The 17,846-nt window shown below is 26.8% G+C and carries 15 protein-coding genes; 12 read left to right on the top strand and 3 right to left on the bottom strand.

The features are described 5' to 3' along the window. Positions 1-18: 18 nt before the first annotated feature. The 4 genes from CJ670_RS05500 to CJ670_RS05485 are packed head-to-tail and all read left to right on the top strand — an operon-like array spanning position 19 to position 4,306. A complete protein-coding gene (locus CJ670_RS05500; RefSeq protein WP_105939180.1) occupies positions 19-1,854 on the top strand; it encodes a TonB-dependent receptor plug domain-containing protein in 1,836 nt (611 codons plus the stop codon). Between the two features lies 1 nt (position 1,855). After that, positions 1,856-2,683, top strand: a complete 828-nt coding sequence (locus tag CJ670_RS05495) for an ABC transporter substrate-binding protein (RefSeq protein ID WP_105939179.1) — start codon at positions 1,856-1,858, stop codon at positions 2,681-2,683. After that, complete coding sequence (locus tag CJ670_RS05490) at positions 2,661-3,362, top strand: ATP-binding cassette domain-containing protein (RefSeq protein ID WP_105939178.1); 702 nt, start codon at positions 2,661-2,663, stop codon at positions 3,360-3,362. The genes CJ670_RS05495 and CJ670_RS05490 overlap by 23 nt, the downstream gene beginning before the upstream one ends. Beyond that, entirely contained in the window at positions 3,359-4,306 is a 948-nt protein-coding gene (locus tag CJ670_RS05485) for a FecCD family ABC transporter permease (RefSeq protein ID WP_105939177.1), read from the top strand. Before CJ670_RS05490 ends, CJ670_RS05485 begins: the two co-directional genes overlap by 4 nt. Positions 4,307-4,316: 10 nt before the next feature. On the opposite strand, the gene CJ670_RS05480 is transcribed toward CJ670_RS05485, so the two are convergent. Further along, the gene (locus tag CJ670_RS05480) at positions 4,317-4,814 is read right to left on the bottom strand and encodes a SixA phosphatase family protein (protein ID WP_105939176.1); all 498 of its coding nucleotides are present in this window, start codon (positions 4,812-4,814) and stop codon (positions 4,317-4,319) included. Between the two features lie 81 nt (positions 4,815-4,895). On the opposite strand from CJ670_RS05480, the gene CJ670_RS05475 reads away from it, so the two are divergent. From CJ670_RS05475 to mog, 8 genes are all read left to right on the top strand, one after another. Beyond that, on the top strand, positions 4,896-5,495 hold the full coding sequence (locus CJ670_RS05475) for a transglutaminase-like cysteine peptidase (RefSeq protein ID WP_105908858.1): 600 nt from the start codon (positions 4,896-4,898) through the stop codon (positions 5,493-5,495). Further along, complete coding sequence (locus tag CJ670_RS05470) at positions 5,492-7,366, top strand: LapD/MoxY N-terminal periplasmic domain-containing protein (RefSeq protein ID WP_105939175.1); 1,875 nt, start codon at positions 5,492-5,494, stop codon at positions 7,364-7,366. The genes CJ670_RS05475 and CJ670_RS05470 overlap by 4 nt, the downstream gene beginning before the upstream one ends. 85 nt (positions 7,367-7,451) lie before the next feature. Then, positions 7,452-8,486: a 3-dehydroquinate synthase gene (aroB, locus tag CJ670_RS05465; protein WP_105939174.1), complete on the top strand. Its 1,035-nt coding sequence runs from the start codon at positions 7,452-7,454 to the stop codon at positions 8,484-8,486. After that, entirely contained in the window at positions 8,487-10,169 is a 1,683-nt protein-coding gene (locus CJ670_RS05460) for a mechanosensitive ion channel family protein (RefSeq protein ID WP_105939173.1), read from the top strand. 12 nt (positions 10,170-10,181) lie between these two features. Then, entirely contained in the window at positions 10,182-11,459 is a 1,278-nt protein-coding gene (gene mtaB / locus CJ670_RS05455; protein ID WP_105939172.1) for a tRNA (N(6)-L-threonylcarbamoyladenosine(37)-C(2))-methylthiotransferase MtaB, read from the top strand. Beyond that, positions 11,440-12,924 (top strand): AAA family ATPase, encoded by a 1,485-nt coding sequence (locus CJ670_RS05450; protein WP_105939171.1) that lies wholly within the window; start codon positions 11,440-11,442, stop codon positions 12,922-12,924. Before mtaB ends, CJ670_RS05450 begins: the two co-directional genes overlap by 20 nt. Then, positions 12,911-13,426, top strand: coding sequence for a pimeloyl-ACP methyl ester esterase BioV (gene bioV, locus CJ670_RS05445; RefSeq protein ID WP_228154207.1), 516 nt, complete (start codon positions 12,911-12,913; stop codon positions 13,424-13,426). The genes CJ670_RS05450 and bioV overlap by 14 nt, the downstream gene beginning before the upstream one ends. After that, positions 13,423-13,968 carry a molybdopterin adenylyltransferase gene (gene mog / locus CJ670_RS05440; protein WP_105939169.1) on the top strand — a complete coding sequence of 182 codons (546 nt, stop codon included), beginning with the start codon at positions 13,423-13,425 and terminating at the stop codon, positions 13,966-13,968. Before bioV ends, mog begins: the two co-directional genes overlap by 4 nt. Before the next feature lie 60 nt (positions 13,969-14,028). On the opposite strand, the gene CJ670_RS05435 is transcribed toward mog, so the two are convergent. Beyond that, the gene (locus CJ670_RS05435; RefSeq protein WP_105939168.1) at positions 14,029-15,234 is read right to left on the bottom strand and encodes an ABC transporter permease; all 1,206 of its coding nucleotides are present in this window, start codon (positions 15,232-15,234) and stop codon (positions 14,029-14,031) included. Between the two features lies 1 nt (position 15,235). Beyond that, complete coding sequence (gene secA / locus CJ670_RS05430; RefSeq protein WP_105939167.1) at positions 15,236-17,842, bottom strand: preprotein translocase subunit SecA; 2,607 nt, start codon at positions 17,840-17,842, stop codon at positions 15,236-15,238. Between the last annotated feature and the right edge of the window lie 4 nt (positions 17,843-17,846).

The following is a 17,846-nucleotide window of genomic DNA, read 5'->3' as shown; positions in this document are numbered from 1 at the left end:
ATAAATATAGGAAAAAAAATGAAAAAAATAAATGTAAGCTTAGTTGCAAGCTTTTTAATAGCAACAAATTTATACTCACAACAAACAAGCTCTTTAGATGAAATTACTATTTCAAGTGCTACAAAATCAGAAGAAAAATTAAAAAATGTTACAGCTAATGTTGATGTTATAACAGCAGAAGATATTGAGTCAAGAAAGTTTAAAACAGTTATCGAGGCTTTAAATAGTTTATCAGGTGTTAGTATTTCAAGTAATGGTGGAATAGGGCAAACTAGCTCTGTATATTTAAGAGGAATGGATTCAAAAAGAACTTTAGTTTTAATTGATGGTGTAAGATATAACGATATTACAACTCCAAATGGTGGTGCTAATTTTGAACATTTAATGATAAATGATATTGAAAGAATTGAAGTTATTAAAGGTGCTCAAAGTAGTATTTGGGGAGCAGATGCTAGTGCTGGGGTTATAAATATTATTACAAAAAGTGCACAAGATGGGACTCATGGAAATGCAACTATTGAGTATGGAAGATACAATAGTAAAATAGCTCGTGCAAATATTTCACACAAAAATGAAAGTTTTGATGCAAAATTAAGTGCTACTAGAGTTGATACAGATGGTTTTTCAGCTATGACTCCAAAAGGAGAAAAAGCAAAAAATTATGAAGATGATGGATATGAAAATACAACAGTAAATTTAAAATTAGGATATAACTTTGATGATAGTAATAGAGTTTCAACTTCATATGAAATAATAGATACAAAAGTTGATATTGATGGATATTTTGGAGCTCCAACATATGCTAATGACCCAAATAATTTAGATATAGCCAAAACAAAAACTCATTTAGCAAATATCACTTATGAAAACAGAAATGATATAGCTCTTACAAAAGTTTATACAAACTTTACAGAGATAAAAAGAAGTTCGACAAATAGTCAAACACCTGATTATAAGGGTATTACAAAAGAGTATGGAGCAAATACTAGTATTGATTATTTAAGTTCTTCAAATGTAACTATTGGAGCTGATTATAAAAAATTTGAAAATAAAAAAGATACAGTAGATGATTATGATAACAAAGCTGTTTTTGTATCAAATACAAATAAATTTTTTGATGATAAAACTATCTTTACGCAAGCTTTACGATATGATAGATACAGTGATTTTGACAACAAAACAACAGGAAAGATAGGAATAAAACAGTATATTGTTGATGAGCTAAATATTAGTGCAAACTATGGTACTGGATATAATGTGCCAACAATTTATCAACTAAATGATATTACTTATGGAAATAGAGATTTAAATCCAGAAAAAATAAAATCTTATGATTTGACTGTTGAATATAAAGGTTTTTCAATTACCTACTTTAAAACAAAGATAGAAAATATGATTAATTCTAATTCTAATACTTGGGTTTATGAGCAAATAGAAGGAACAAGCAAAATAAAAGGAACAGAGATAGCTTATAAAAATGAAGTTGTAGAAGAGACATTTTTAAATCTTTCATATACAAACTTAAGTGCAAAAGATTCAAAAGATAAAAAACTTCAAAATAGACCAACAAATAAGTTTAATTTTGGAGTTGATTATTATGGTTTAAAAGATTTTCATTTTAATGTAAATGGTGAATATATTGGTACTCGTTACAGCCCAAATAGCAACTGGGGAGATCCTGATGTAAAAACTGGAAACTATACAATCTGGAATGCAGTAGTTGATTATGATATTAGTAAAAACTTCTCAACTTATATAAAACTTGATAATATTTTCAACAAAGATTATCAAATAGTTGATGGATATGCTACAAGTCAAAGAGCAGCATATGTTGGATTAAAGGCTAGTTTCTAAGATGAAAAAACTACTATATCTTCTACTTTTTATAAATTTTTTAAATGCAACTGAGAGAATTATCACTTTAAGTCCAGCAATAAATGAAATAGCTTTTGCCTTAGGTTTAGGGGATAAGATTATTGCAAATACGGAGTTTTGTGATTTTCCAATTGAGTCAAAAAATATTCAAAAAGTTGGAGGATATGGAAGTGTTAGTTTGGAAAAAGTTGTAAGCTTAAATCCAACTATTATATTAAATCAAGATTATGATAAAAAATTAAACCAAAGTTTAAAAGATTTAAATTTTAAAACTTTGGTTTATAAAACAAATAGTTTAGAAGATATTAAGTTTACAATAAAAGATTTAGGTGAAGTTTTCAATAAAAAAGAGGAAGCAAAAGATTTAAATAATCAGATAGAAAATAGTTTGGAATCTTTAAAAAATATTATAGAAAATCAAAAAATTCTTATAGTAATAAGTCCACAAAACACGCTATCAAATCAGATTTTTGTAGTAGGAAATTTTATATATTTTGAAGATATTATAAAAGCTAGTAACAATATAAATGCCTATCAATCAAGTTTGAAATCACAACCTTCAATAAATAGTGAAAAATTGATTACTTTAAATCCAGATATTATTATATTATTAGCGCCATATTTAAAAGATGATAAAGAAAAAGATGATATGTTAAATCTTTGGAAAAAGTTACCAGTAACTGCAAGTAAACAAGAGAATATTTATATAATAGATGATGAATACTCAGGAATCTCAAGTCACAGAGTAAAATATTTAATAGATGATTTTAAAGGTATTTTAGAAGATGTTAGAACTAAAAAATTTTAGTAATTTTATTTTAAAAGATATATCTTTTATTTTAGAAAAAAGTGAAAATTTACTTATTTTAGGTGAAAATGGAGCAGGTAAATCTACTTTAGCAAAAGTTTTATCAAATCTTTTACCATCTTCTAATCTTTTTTTTGAAAGTAAAAATATAAAAGATTTAAGCTCATATGATAGAGCAAAATCTATAAATTATATTCCTAGTCGTTTTGAAATATTTGATGAGTATTTGAATGTTTTAGAGTATTTAAAACTATCAATTATAGAAGAAAAAAATATAGAAGATATAGAAAAAATTATATCTTTACTAAAACTTGAAGATTTAAAATTTAATTCTTGTGTAGATTTAAGTTCAGGAGAGCAACAACTTTTGCTTCTAGCTAGTGCTTTACTACACAATGCAAAGATTACAATTTTTGATGAATTAACTGCAAATTTGGATTTGAATAGAGTAAAAGATGTTTTTGATATTTTAAATTCAAGCTTACTTTCTCAAAAAATAGTAATTACACATAATCTTGATTTTGCTTATGCTTTAAAAGATTTCAAAGTACTATTTTTACAAAAAGGTTCTTTGAAATTTTTTGGCTCTCATAGTGAGTTTTTTATACAAGAGAATTTAAATAGATTTTATGGTGAAAATTTAAAACTTTTAGATTCTCATTTGGTACTTGATTTATGAAAAAAATATTATATATTTTTGCTATTTTGATTATATTTTTATCTCCTTTTTTAGGAGAAATTACAATAAATATTAAAGATATTTTAAATTTAAATGATAGTTTATCTACTGTTTTTTGGGACTTAAGAGTTCCTAGAGTTATTTTGGCATTTTTTGTAGGTTCAATTTTGGCTTTGGGTGGTTTAATTTTTCAAATAGTTTTTAAAAATGAGTTAATAACTCCATATACTTTAGGAATTGCAAGTGGAACAACACTGTTTTCAGCTATTTCTATAGTTTTTTTTCCTTTGATACCACTATTTTTTTCTAGTATTTTTGGATCACTTGTAACTATTTTAATTCTATTTATAATTTCTAAAAAAATCAACTCCAAAAAGCTTATAAGCTCTACAAATTCAATGCTTTTAATAGGAATTGCACTATCATATTTTTATAGTTCAGCACTTATGCTTATATTTTTTATGAGTAATCTTCAAGAAAACTATTCAATAGTAAGATTTACCTTAGGAAGTCTTGATACGGTTGGGTTTCTTGCTTCTTTTGTTGTAGTTGTTGTAGCTGCTTGTCTTATTCTTTTTGTTTATAAAATGAAAAATAGTATAAATTTACTTCTTATTTCAAATGATATGGCTTTTTTAAAAGGTTTAAATGTAAACAAAACTATTTTGACTCTACTTTTGTTTATTACTATTTGTGTTGGAATTTGTATTAGTTTTACAGGACCTATTGGCTTTGTAGGGCTTGTAATTCCTCATATTGTAAAGCTAATATATAAGCAAAGTGCAACTAAACTATTTATACCAACACTATTTTTTGGTGGAACTTTTTTAGTTTTTTGTGATTTAATTTCAAGAGTTTTACCAACAGCTTCAAGCTTACCAATAGGTGTTGTGACTGCTTTTATTGGAGCTCCATTTTTTGTATATCTTTTAATACGTAAATAAATATTTTTATTTAAGATTTATCAAACATTTTTGGATATATAAAAAACTCTAAAATTCCAATTTTTTCTTTAATATCTTCCCATTTTGATATATTAAAATTTAGTTTTAATACTCCACATGTAGGGATATTCTCTTCAAATCTTCCTAATAAAAAATCTGCTAAATCATTAAGTCCAGGATTATGTCCAAATAAAAATATAGTTTTATGTTTATCATCTATATTTTTTACAACTTTTAAAATATTAATATAAGGTGCTTCATAAATTGATTCTTCAAAGATAATTTCTCCTTTATAATCAAACTCTTTGATAAAAAAATCTAAAGTATCTTTTGTTCTTTTTGATGGTGAAGAGATTATTAAATCTGGATTTACCTCTTTTTGTTTCAAAATTTTTGCCATAAAAGGTGCATTTTTTGCACCTCTTTTATTTAAAGGTCTTTCAAAATCTTCTAAAAGAGGATTTGACCAACTAGATTTTGCATGTCTTATTAAAATCAACTCTTTCATATAAAATCCTTCAATTTTTTTCTCATTTTATCATATATTACAGAAAAGAAAAAATATATTATTTTTAGATATAATAATTACATGAAAATTTTAATTAGTATATTTTTTCTACTGTTTTTTACCATAAATGCTGATTTTGTTGATACCTCTTTAATCTTAAAAGTTGAAGAAAAATATGGAAAATTTGCAAAAAATAGGTTTATTGCATTAAATACTATGTTGGAAAAAAGCAAAAACTCTGATTTAAGAACAAAGCTTGAGAAGATAAATGATTTTTTCAATGGTATAAAATATGCAAGTGATCAAACTGTTTATGGTACTAGTGATTATTGGGCAAACCCTTATGAATTTTTAGCAAAAGATAAAGGAGATTGTGAAGATTATGCAATTGCAAAATATCTTGCACTTGAATACTTAGGAGTTCCAACTTCTAAAATGTTTTTATCTTATGTTAGAGTTAAATCTTCAAATGAAGCACATATGGTTTTGACATATTTTGAAACACCAAGTTCTGAGCCATTAGTTTTAGATAATTTAAGAAAAACTATACAGCCAGCTTCAAAAAGAGATGATCTGATACCAGTTTTCAACTTTAATCCAAATATTCTAAAGGGTGAAAAAACAGCTGCTCACAGAAAGTGGGATACATTAATTAAAGATTATAAAGGAAAAAAAATATGAGTTTATTAAAGCAAGTTTCTATTGTTCTTGGTTTTATTTTTTTGATACTTTTTGTATCTATTATTGGTCTATCTTTTAATATTATAAAAGATTCATCGGCAAAATCTTTGTATGAAAATGTACAAAATAGTGTTACAAGTACTAGTTTATCAATAACAAATGCGGGAGTTGATGAAGGAACTATAAAAACAGTTATAAATGCAGCTTTTGATAATGGAAATTATGAAAAAATTGTGTTTAAAAATATTAATGATGAGATAGTTTATGAACTAAAAAAAGATTTAATAATAAGCGATGAGATACCACATTGGTTTATTAATATTGTAGATACTGGTGAAATTTCAGCACTTGCTAGTATTTCAGAAGGCTGGAATGTTTTAGGAGTTTTAGAAATTTATGCAGATAGAGCTATATACTATAATCAAACATATAGTATGTTTATTAAACTTTTACAATCTTTAGCATTTAGTTTTGTTGTTTTAATAATTATTTTATCTATCTTTTTTAATTTTATACTAAAACCTTTAAGAACAATAAATAATCAAGCAAAAGCTGTAATGAACAATGAGTTTATACTCTCAACAGAGCAACCATTTACAGATGAGTTTAAAACTTTAACAACTAGTATAAATAGTATGGTTTCTAAATTTGAAAAAATGTTTCAAAATACAAATGAAGTATTAAAGACAAATAAAGAACTTTTATATTTTGATGAAGTAACAAAAATAAATAATAGAAAATATTTTATATTAAAAGCAAATGAGTATTTAGATAAAGATAGCTCAAATAATAAAGGTTTTATAGTATCTCTTGCAATAAAACTTGATGTAATAAACAAAACTTATGGATTTATAAAAACAAATGAGATTTTATTTAAATTAGCTTCAAAGTTAAAAAATAGTTTTGAGGCTGATCATGATATTGTTGTTAGAATGAATGGTTCAGAGTTTTTAGCACTTGTTCCAAACGCAAAAGAAAAAGATGTAAAAAACGCTTTAGAAAAACTGATAATTGATTTAAAAGCTATTGTAGAGCTTGAAGATAATATTTTTATAGGTCTTTGTAAATATGAAAATGAAGAGAGTTTAAGAACTCTATTTACAAAGATAGATTATTCACTTTCTCAAGCAAAAGTAAATAGCGATAAAGATTATTTTTATGTAACTCATATGGAAAATATTAAAACAAAAGAAGAGTGGATAAATATACTAAATATATCTTTAAAAGAGGAGTTCTTCAGACTTATTCATAGAGATATTGTTGATATAAATTCAAAAGAAGAGTATTTAAAAACAATTAGTTTTGAGCTTGATTTTAAAGGAGAAACTATTAGATATGGTGAATTTATAGCTTCTGTTTTAGAACAAAATAGATTAGATGAAGTATATTTGCATATCATTGAAAAAGTTTTCAAACAAAATAAAGCAAATGAGTTTTTATCAATTCAACTTCCTACTTTATTTATAGAAAAATTAAGTAGTTATGCAAATCTAAAAGAGCTATTAATTAAATATAAACATATTTCAAAAAATATTATTTTTGAAATTGAAGAAGATGCATTTAATAAAAATTTCAATAGTACTTTGATGTATATTTCACTATTTAAAGAGTTTGGTTTCAACTTTGCTATATTTAATTTTATTGCAAATAGCGATGATTATAACTATTTAAAAGAGTTAAGACCACTTTATATTAAAGCTTCAAAATTCTTCTTACTTGAATCAAGACAGAGCTTAAATATGTTAAAAATACTTACACAATCTTTAGATATTAAACTTGTTGCTACAAGTGTTGATGAAATTGAAGAGATAAAAACTTTAGAAGAGATAGGAATAAATGCAATTTCTGGCTCTGTTATGTCAAAACTATAAAAACTACTATTTAACCAAAGAAAGGCTTTTTTTAGCTTTTTTTGGTTAATATCTATTTCTACTTATATCAAATGAAAGATAAATTATGATTGTAAAAATAGACTTAACAAATGATAATTCATACGAAATTTATATCGAAAAACTAAAAGCTTTGAGCTTTGATAGAAAAGTTGTTGTTGTTACTAATCCTACTGTTGCTGGGTTTCATTTAGAGTATTTAAAATCAAAATTAACAGCAAAAGAGCTATTTTTTTGCACAATTAAAGATGGTGAAGAGTATAAAAATATACAAACTTTAGAAGATATTTTAGGTTCGTGCTTTGAAGCAAAACTCGATAGAAAATCCCTTCTTATTGCCTTTGGTGGTGGTGTAATTGGAGATATGACGGGTTTTGCTGCATCAATTTATCAAAGAGGAATTGATTTTATTCAAATTCCAACTACACTTTTATCACAAGTAGATGCAAGCGTTGGTGGAAAAACAGGAATAAATAATAAATATGGAAAAAACCTAGTAGGAACTTTTCATCAGCCAAAATCTGTTTACATAGACTCTAGTTTTTTAAAAACTCTTCCAAAAAGAGAGTTTGGTGCGGGAGTTGCTGAGATTATTAAAATGGCTGTTTGTTTCAACAAAGATTTTTTTATTTGGCTTGAAAATAATGACTTAAAAGATGAAAAAAATATTGATATAGCTATACAAAAATCAGTACAAACAAAAGCTTATGTAGTAAGTGTTGATGAGAAAGAGCAAGGATTAAGAGCTGCATTAAATTATGGGCATACTTTTGGACATGTTATTGAAAATATTACAAATTACAAAACATATCTTCATGGTGAAGCTGTTGGAATTGGAATGTGTATGGCAAATTCTTTAGCTCTTAAACTAGGAATTATGAGTAAAGAAGATGAAAAAAGAGTAGAAAATTTACTTAAAAAATATGACATACCAACAACTTTTAAAATAAACGATGTTGAAGATTTTTATGAGCATTTTTTCTTGGATAAAAAGTCTAGTAATAGTAAAATTAAATTTATTTTGCCTGTTGGGATTGGTGATTGTAAAATTACAGATGAGATAAAAAAAGATGATGTTATTGAAATTTTAAAAGGATTTTAATTGTTTAAAAAAATAGTTATTTTAATACTTTTTTTAGTTGGTGCTACAGTTTTAAATGCAAATCAAGATAATACAAATGACACAAAAACAGAAAAAGTAGATCAAAAAAAAGGTTCTTCAAAAAATAGTCAAAAAAAAGATGAAAATATTTTAGATATTGAAAATATGGTTGAAGCAAATATTTTACTTGAAAAAATAAATAAAATAGAGTCTGGATTTAAAGATAATATTCTTTTAAAAAGATACTCAAATTATCTATCGTATAGTAAAATTTCAGCTGATTTAGAGCAATTAAAAGACAGCTTAAAGAGAAAAAATAATTTAAGTGATGAGCTTGAGTATCAACTTTTAAATAAAATCAGAGTAAAAGAGAATGAACTAGAGTTAATAAGTGAATATAAAGGTTCACCAATAGGAAGTTTGATAAATCCACCAGAAATTGAAATAGTTGAAAAAATTACAAATCCTTTTGGAATAATTAATGCTTTATCAAGTATAAAAAAGATGGAAGATAGTAAACAACAATTTACTAGTTTAGAAGCACAATTAGAATTTTTATCAAAAAATCTTCAAGAAGAGCTAGATAGCTATAGAAATTTATATGTTTTAGAGCCAAAAGATGAGTACAAAGAGAAAATAGTATTTTTAGATAAACAAAAAAGAGATTTTGAAATTGTCTTAGATATTGTAAGTACAACTCAAGAGGTTTATGGAAGAAAAATTGAGCAGGTTATTTTAGAGATAAAAAATCAAATATCTCAGCAAGTACAAAAAATACTTTTGATATTTGCTATTATTGTGATTATGCTTATAGTCTCATTTTTAGTGAAATTAACACTAAAAAGATATTTTTCACAAAATGAAAATTACTATATGGTAAATAAAATTATAAATTTTACATTGGCTTTTTTAGTTTTAATGCTTCTTCTTTTCTCTTATATCGATAATGTTTCATATCTTGTAACAATTTTAGGATTTGCATCTGCTGGTATTGCAATTGCACTAAAAGATTGGTTTATGTCTATTTTTGGTTGGTTGGTTATTGTAACTTCTGGTTTTATTCAAGTTGGAGATAGAATTCGAGTTACAAAAGGAGATGTTGAAACGGTTGGAGATGTTTTAGATATTTCGTTATTTAAAATTACTATAAAAGAAGATGTTACACTTGTTTCATATATGAAAAATAGAAGAGCTGGAAGAATTTTCTTTGTACCAAATAACTATATTTTTTCTGAACTTATTGCAAATTATAGTCATAGTGAACTAAAAACAGTTTGGGATGGAATTGACATAACTTTAACTTTTGATTCAAATTTTAAAAAGGCTCAAAAGATTATTAGAGATATTTTAAAGCATTATTCAAAAGGTTATAGCGATATTACAAGAAAACAACTTTCAAAAATGAGAAATAAATATCAACTTAGAGCAACTGGAGTTGAACCAAGAGTATTTACTTTAATAGAACCTTATGGAATGGTTATTTCTGGTTGGTATCTTACAAACTCTTTTGCTGCACTTGTTTTAAGAAGTACTATTTGTGCTGAGATAATTGAAGCATTAATGAAAGAGGATGATATACATATAGCTTATCCAACTCAACAAATAAATATAAATAAAACTTCAAATCCTTATGGACCAGCATCAAAAATGCCAAAAAAAGAGTTTGAAATACATGATAATTAGGATAAAGACTTTATGAATTTTAGTGAACACAGACCAAAGGTTTTTTTTAAAACTTTTGGTTGTAGAACAAATATTTTTGATACTCAAGTAATGATTAGTAACCTAAAAGATTTTGATGTAACAAATAATGAAAAAGAAGCAAATGTTGTAATAATAAACTCTTGTACAGTTACAAATAGTGCAGATACAACTGCTAGAAGCTATATAAATGGTTTAAAAAAACTTGAAAACTCTCCAAAAGTAATATTTACAGGTTGTGGAACAAGAACAAAAGGTGAAAAACTTTTTGCAGATGATAAAATTGATGGACTTTTTGGTTCAAGTGAAAAAGAGAATATTAATGAACTTTTAAAATTAGATGATAAATTCTATAAACTTGGAGATTTAAATAGTCTTGATACAACTGTTGTTGAAGAGTTTGTTGGAAAAAGCAGGGCATTTATAAAAATACAAGAGGGGTGTGATTTTAGATGCTCTTACTGCATTATTCCATATGTGCGAGGTGATGCTAGAAGTTATGAAGAGAGTGTTATTTTAAATCAAGTGCAAACTTTGGCAAATAATGGTTTTAGTGAATTTATTTTAACAGGTACAAATGTAGGAAGTTATGGTAAGAAAATGCACACAAGTCTTGCAAAACTTCTTAAAAAAATGTCACTTATAAAAGGTGTTAAAAGAATTAGAATGGGAAGTATTGAGCCTATTCAAATTGATGATGAGTTTAAAGAGCTCATAAATGAGCCTTTTATGGCAAAACATCTTCATATAGCGCTTCAACACACTTCAAAAGATATGTTAAAAATTATGAATAGACGAAATAAAGTTTTAAGTGATTTAGAGCTTTTTGAATTTCTAAGCCAAAATGGATATGCTTTGGGAACTGATTTTATAGTTGGTCACCCAGGAGAAACGCAAGAACTTTGGAGTGAAGCTATGAAAAATTTGCATAATTTTCCTCTAACTCATGTTCATGCATTTACATACTCAAAAAGAGATGGAACACCAAGTGCTTCTATGAAAGATATGGTTAAAGGTGATGTTGCAAAAGATAGATATATTGAACTTGTCGAGATAATTAAACAAAAAAATTATGAATTTAGGCAAAATATCAAGAATAATAAAGTTAAATTAGAAGTTTTAGTTGAACAAGAAAAAAATGGTAAGTATTTAGGATTTGATCAGTTTTTTAATCAAATTGAGATAAGTTCAAATGAAGATTTAGTATCAGATTGGTTAAATTTAGAAAATTATAAAGTGGAGTTTAATAAGAATGAAGCAAGATTTAAATAATAAAAATATAGATAAAAACTTTAAATTAATGGTTTTATCAGCCATAGTTTTGGTTGTTTTATTTTCATATACAATCTATAAAAGTAGTACAAATATTCAAGGTATAAGCTATTATATAGGAGTTGGGTTTTTATTTATCTTACTTATTATGTCATTTGTTTTAAGAGCTAAACAAGATAAAATAAGAGATTATTTCCTTAAAAAAAGAGGTTTAAAGCAAGAAAACTCTGCTTTTGAAAAAGAGCTTCAAGAAAAAAGCTTAGCTTCTAGTGATTCTAAAAATATTGATATGACTATCAAACCGGTTACTTCAAATATTACTTTTAAAGATATTGCTGGAATAAAAGAGATAAAAGAGGAGCTTGAAGAGATTGTTGATTTTTTAAACAATCCTAAAAAGTACCAAAAATTTGGTGTAAAACTTCCAAAAGGTGTTCTTCTTGTAGGACCTCCAGGTGTTGGAAAAACGCTTATTGCAAGGGCGGTTGCAGGAGAAGCTCAAGTTCCATTTTTTTATCAAAGTGGAGCTAGTTTTGTTCATATTTATGTTGGAATGGGCGCAAAAAAAGTACGAGAACTTTTCTCAAGTGCAAAAATAAATGCACCATCAATTGTATTTATAGATGAAATAGATGCTGTTGGAAAGATGCGAAGTGGAAAATCAAATGATGAGAGAGAATCTACTTTAAATGAACTTCTAACTCAAATGGACGGATTTGATGGAGAAAGCGGAGTTATTGTAATTGCTGCAACAAATAAGATAGAAGTTTTAGATGACGCACTTTTAAGAGCTGGAAGATTTGATAGAAGATTATATGTTGGATTACCTAATATGGAAGATAGAAGAAAGATTTTGGAGCTTTATTTAAAAGATGTTAAATATGAGATAAATATTCAAAAACTTTCAAATGAGACATCAGGTTTTAGCTCAGCTGCATTGGCAACATTAGTAAATGAAGCTCTTTTAAATATGATAAAAAATAATAATAAAGTATTAAGCGAAAATGATATTGAAATTGCAAAAAACAAGCTAGAGTTTGGAAAAAAACAGCTTAAAATTCTTGATATTGAGCAAAAAGAGATTCTAGCAATTTATCAAACTTGCAAAGCATATATTACAAAATCAAAAGTAAATTTACTAGAAGAGGGTGTAAAAAAAATAAATAAAGTATTTTTGTCTTTTGAAGAGTTGCAAGAAAATATAAAAAGAGAATTATCGGGAAGTGTTGGACTTGAGCTAATAAAAAATAAAAAATTTGCAATAGGTGAAGATGATATAAAAAGAGCAGAAGATATTGCAGTTTTGATGGTAGAAAAATATAAAATGGCAAAAGATAGCAAGGATATAATTTTTAATGCAAAAGAGAGTCTAAAGCTTGAATTTTCACAAAATATTGAAAAGATAAACAAATTAAAAGAAATTATGCTTAAAAATGAGGTAATAACTATTGATGATTTGCAATAACTTTTATAGTGGATTTTGTTTTAAAAATGAGTGTGAACTTTTCAAAGATTATTTGGAAATAGGGGATTTTATAATCTCTGGATTTTCATATGGAGCTATTAGAGCTTTTAAGCAAGCTTTAGAAAGCCAAACAAGAGTTGATAAACTTCAACTTTTCTCACCATCTTTTTTTCAAAATAAAGATGAAAAATTTAAAAAAATGCAAAAATTATTTTTTAAAAAAGATGAAAAGAGTTATATAAATAATTTCTTAGAAAATGTAAAATATCCGCAAAACAAGGATATAAAAGAGTATTTACATATAGGAAAATATGAAGAATTAGAAGAGCTTTTAGAGTTTGTTTGGAAAAAAGAAGATTTTGAGAAGTTAATTTCTAAGAGAATAAAAATAGAAGTTTTTTTAGGCGAAAAGGACAAAATAATTGATAGTTTTTTTGTAAAAGAGTTTTTTAAAGATTTTGCAACAGTTTATTATTTTAAAGATAAAGGACATTTACTATGAGTGAAGAGATAAAAAAAATAGCAAAAATTGGAATAGTTACAACAAGTGATAGAGCTAGTGCTGGAATTTATGAGGATTTATCAGGAAAGGCTATTATTGATACTTTAAATAGTTATTTAAAATCTCCTTGGCAAGAGGTTTATAGATGCATTAGTGATGATAAAGCTACTATTGAAGAGACTTTAATAGATTTAATAGATAATCAAAAGTGCTGCTTGGTTGTGACAACAGGAGGAACAGGACCATCTTTAAGAGATGTAACTCCAGAAGCAACTGAAACTGTGTGCGATAGAATGATGCCAGGATTTGGTGAGCTTATGAGAAGTGTAAGCTTACAATATGTTCCAACAGCGATTCTTTCAAGACAAACAGCAGGTTTAAGAGGAAGTTCTTTGATTGTAAATCTTCCAGGAAAACCAAAATCAATTAAAGAGTGTCTTGATGCAGTTTTTCCAGCTATTCCATACTGCATAGATTTGATGGAAGGTCCATTTTTAGAGACTAATGAAGATATTATAAAAGCATTTAGACCTAAAAAATAATTTCTATGAAATATTTAGACTAATATAGTATAAAAAATACTATATCTTAAGTCTTTATATTTATTCGTTTCTTAAAACATCAATAACATCTATTTTTGTAGCCCTGCTAGCTGGATAAAAAGATGATAATAATACAATAACAATAGAGCCAACAACAATAGATATAAAATCTGTTACAGCTAAATCAAGCGGTAATTTAGCACTTCCATAAACATCAGCAGGTAAGCTTACTATATCAAAAGTATCAAGTAAGAAATACCCAATAAACCCTAAAATAATACCTAAAACAATACCCCCAAAACCAATAGCAATACCAACTTTAAGGAAAATAGATTTTATCTCTTTTGCACTAGTCCCCATTGATAAAAGAAGTGCTATCTCTTTTCTTCTACTCATTACAGTCATTAGTAAAGATGAAATGATATTTAATGAAGCAACTAAAATAATCAACATTAAAACTATAAAAAGAGCAGTTTTTTCCATCTTCATAGCAGCAAAAAAGTTTCCATTTTGTTGCCACCAACCAACAACACCAACTCTTTTATCTTGTAAGAAAGTTCTTAATTTTTCAATATCAACAAAAGCATCATCTGAGTGTACATGAATACCATCATATGAGCCAATATCTTTTTGAAGAAGAGTTTGTAAAGCTTCAATAGTTGTGTACATATAGGCTTTATCGTACGCACTAAGACCAGAATTAAACGATGAGATATAGTCAAACCTTTTCATTTTTGGCATAAGAGAAAAACCAGCTGGATTTAACTCTGTAAAATATAGAGTTAATTTACTATTTTGAGTAAGAAGAAGTTTGTCACTTATTCCAACACCTGTTATTATGTCAAATTTATTAAAATCAAAATCCCTTAAAGCCTCTTTGAAAATAGGGTTAATGTTTGCCTCTTTTTGTGGTATTACTCCAAAAATCATTCCACCACTCATATTGTTTGCATTTTGAACAATAGCTTGAGTTGATATAAATGGCGAAAATTTAAGATCTTTAAAATTTGCTTCAAGATCCAAAAGTAAATCTTCAGTTACACTATTTGCACTTTTTGAGTAGATAGTTAGTGGATAGTTCATAGTAAAAAGTTTTCTTTCAAACTCTTTTGCTGTTCCATTCATAATTGCCATTGATAATATTAGTACCATAACTCCAATAGCAACCCCAATAAAAGCTAAAATAGCACTAATAGAGATAAATGGATTTTTTTTATCAAACTTTAGATACTTTTTAACTATAAAATTTATTAATTCTTTATTCAAATTAAATTCCTGCTACCAAGCCTCTTTTTGGACCACTTTTCCCACAACACTGTTTGTATTTCAATCCACTTCCACAAGGACAAACTTCATTCCGAGCTATCTTTTTTTCACTACTTTTTACAGCTTCTTGTGCAATATTTGTAGTTATATGCTCATTTGATTTTTCCATAGTCTCTTTTATTTTTTCTAGAGCTTCTTTCTCTTCTTTACTTTGAAGTTGGATTGTAAAAAGAATTTTTATAATTTCTAGTTTAATATTTGCAACCAAATCTATAAACATATTATAAGACTCTTTTTTATACTCAACTAGTGGATCTTTTTGGTTGTATCCTCTAAGTCCAATTCCAGTTTTAAGAGTGTCCATAGAGTAAAGATGCTCTCTGTAAGCATTGTCTAAAATTTGAAGATATAATATTCTTTCAATTTCAGCTTTTTGTTTATCTCCTGCTTGGCTCATTTTTTGTTCATAAACATCTTTTAAGATTTGGATTAATCTATTTTCTAAATTTTCATAATCCTCACTTTTTATATCTTCAACTTTTACTATAAAATGAAGTTCCTCTTTAAGCCTTGCCATTAGTTGTTCATAATCAAACTCTTCTTCACTTAATGCTCGAGTAATATTTAATTCAGATAAAAGATTTTGAACATATTCAACTCTATTTTCATCTATTTTAGAAGCTATGTCATAATCCTCTCTTAATAAATCATTTCTAAATGCATAAATTACTTTTCTTTGCTCATTTGCAACATCATCATATTCTAAAAGATGTTTTCTGCTTTCAAAGTGCATAGCTTCAACTTTCTTTTGAGAGTTTTCAACAGCTCTTGTAACCATTTTTGACTCAATAAACTCTCCTTCTTTTATTCCTAATCTTTCCATAATAGATTTTATTCTATCACTTCCAAATATTCTTAAAAGATTGTCTTCTAAACTCAAATAAAATTGAGATTCTCCAACATCTCCTTGTCTTCCACTTCTTCCTCGAAGTTGGTTGTCAATTCTTCTACTTTCATGTCTTTCTGTTCCAATAATTGCTAATCCACCAAGTTCTAATATTTCAGGTGTTAATTTAATATCAACTCCACGTCCTGCCATATTTGTTGCAATTGTAATAGCACCTTTTTGACCAGCATCAGCAATTATTTTTCCCTCTTTTTCGTGCTGTTTTGCATTTAAAACAGTATGAGGAATTTTTTTATCTGATAAAAATTTATGAAGCTTTTCACTTTTTTCAATACTTGCAGTTCCCACAAGAACTGGTTGCCCTTTTTCGTGGTAATATTTTATCTTTTCGCAAACTGCCTCAAACTTTTCTCTCTCACTTTTATATATTAAATCACTTTTATCAACTCTTTTAACAGGCACATTTGTAGGAATTGATACAACATCAAGATTATAGATTTGTGCAAATTCTGTTGCTTCTGTTTGAGCTGTTCCTGTCATTCCTGAAAGTTTTTTATACATTCTAAAGTAGTTTTGATATGTTGTATCAGCTAAAGTTTGACTTTCATCTTGAATAGCAACTTTTTCTTTTGCTTCAAGTGCTTGATGAAGTCCTTCGCTAAATCTTCTTCCTTCACTTAATCTTCCTGTAAACTCATCTACAATAATAATTTGATCATCTTTTACAACATAATCAACATCTTTTTGGAAAATATAGTTTGCTTTAAGAGCTTGGTCAAGAGAGTGCGATAACATAGCATTTTCAATAGAGTAAAGATTTTCAACTCCAAAAAGCTCTTCGGCTTTTATATGACCATCTTCTGTTAAACTTACAGCTCTATTTTTTTCATCTACAATAAAATCTCCAGTTGTAGTTGGTTTTTCACTAGCATTTTTTGGTTCTATTAATTCTCCACGAACTAATTTTAATGCTATCTCATTTGCTTTTACATAATTTGAATTTTTGTGATTTGTTGGACCACTAATAATTAAAGGAGTTCTAGCTTCATCTATTAAAATAGAGTCAACTTCATCTACAATTACAAAGTGATGACCTCTTTGAACTTTCTCTTTTAAATCATAAACCATATTATCTCTTAAAAAATCAAAACCATAAGAGCTATTTGTTCCATAAGTAATATCACAAGCATATTGTTCTCTTCTTGTATCATCATCTCTTATTGCATCACTTAAAGCACCAACACTGTATCCTAAAAACTCATATAGTGGTTTTAGCTCACTTGCATCTCTAGAGGCTAAATAATCATTTACAGTTACAACATGTACGCCTTTTCCGCTTAATGCATTTAAGCAAACAGCAATAGCACCAACAAGAGTTTTTCCTTCTCCTGTTTTCATCTCTGCAATATTACCATCGTTTAAAACCATAGCACCAACTAGCTGTACATCATAAGGTCTAAGACCTAAACTTCTAACACTAGCTTCTCTAGTTATTGCAAAAACATCTTTTAAAACACTATCCAATGATTTTTCATCGTTTTGTACTTCTTTTTTAAACTCATTAAATTTGGCTCTAAGCTCATCATCGCTTAGCTTTGAGTATATTGCTTCCAAATTTGTTATTTCGTTTGCTATATTTTTATATTTTTTTACAACTCTATCATTTCTTGTACCAAAAACTTTTGAAAAAACATTTAACATAAAA

The organism is Arcobacter cryaerophilus gv. crypticus, from assembly GCF_002993025.1.
Classification (GTDB): domain Bacteria; phylum Campylobacterota; class Campylobacteria; order Campylobacterales; family Arcobacteraceae; genus Aliarcobacter; species Aliarcobacter cryaerophilus_B.
This window is presented reverse-complemented; position numbering and strand designations above follow the sequence as displayed.

Bases quoted from the DNA above. Each gene is read 5' to 3' on its own strand.
- mog (WP_105939169.1), top strand. From the start codon at position 13,423: ATGAGTGAAGAGATAAAAAAAATAGCAAAAATTGGAATAGTTACAACA.
- CJ670_RS05485 (WP_105939177.1), top strand. From the start codon at position 3,359: ATGAAAAAAATATTATATATTTTTGCTATTTTGATTATATTTTTATCT.
- CJ670_RS05475 (WP_105908858.1), top strand. From the start codon at position 4,896: ATGAAAATTTTAATTAGTATATTTTTTCTACTGTTTTTTACCATAAAT.
- bioV (WP_228154207.1), top strand. From the start codon at position 12,911: ATGATTTGCAATAACTTTTATAGTGGATTTTGTTTTAAAAATGAGTGT.
- aroB (WP_105939174.1), top strand. From the start codon at position 7,452: ATGATTGTAAAAATAGACTTAACAAATGATAATTCATACGAAATTTAT.
- CJ670_RS05470 (WP_105939175.1), top strand. From the start codon at position 5,492: ATGAGTTTATTAAAGCAAGTTTCTATTGTTCTTGGTTTTATTTTTTTG.
- mtaB (WP_105939172.1), top strand. From the start codon at position 10,182: ATGAATTTTAGTGAACACAGACCAAAGGTTTTTTTTAAAACTTTTGGT.
- CJ670_RS05495 (WP_105939179.1), top strand. From the start codon at position 1,856: ATGAAAAAACTACTATATCTTCTACTTTTTATAAATTTTTTAAATGCA.
- CJ670_RS05500 (WP_105939180.1), top strand. From the start codon at position 19: ATGAAAAAAATAAATGTAAGCTTAGTTGCAAGCTTTTTAATAGCAACA.
- secA (WP_105939167.1), bottom strand. From the start codon at position 17,842: ATGTTAAATGTTTTTTCAAAAGTTTTTGGTACAAGAAATGATAGAGTT.
- CJ670_RS05450 (WP_105939171.1), top strand. From the start codon at position 11,440: ATGAAGCAAGATTTAAATAATAAAAATATAGATAAAAACTTTAAATTA.
- CJ670_RS05480 (WP_105939176.1), bottom strand. From the start codon at position 4,814: ATGAAAGAGTTGATTTTAATAAGACATGCAAAATCTAGTTGGTCAAAT.
- CJ670_RS05490 (WP_105939178.1), top strand. From the start codon at position 2,661: ATGTTAGAACTAAAAAATTTTAGTAATTTTATTTTAAAAGATATATCT.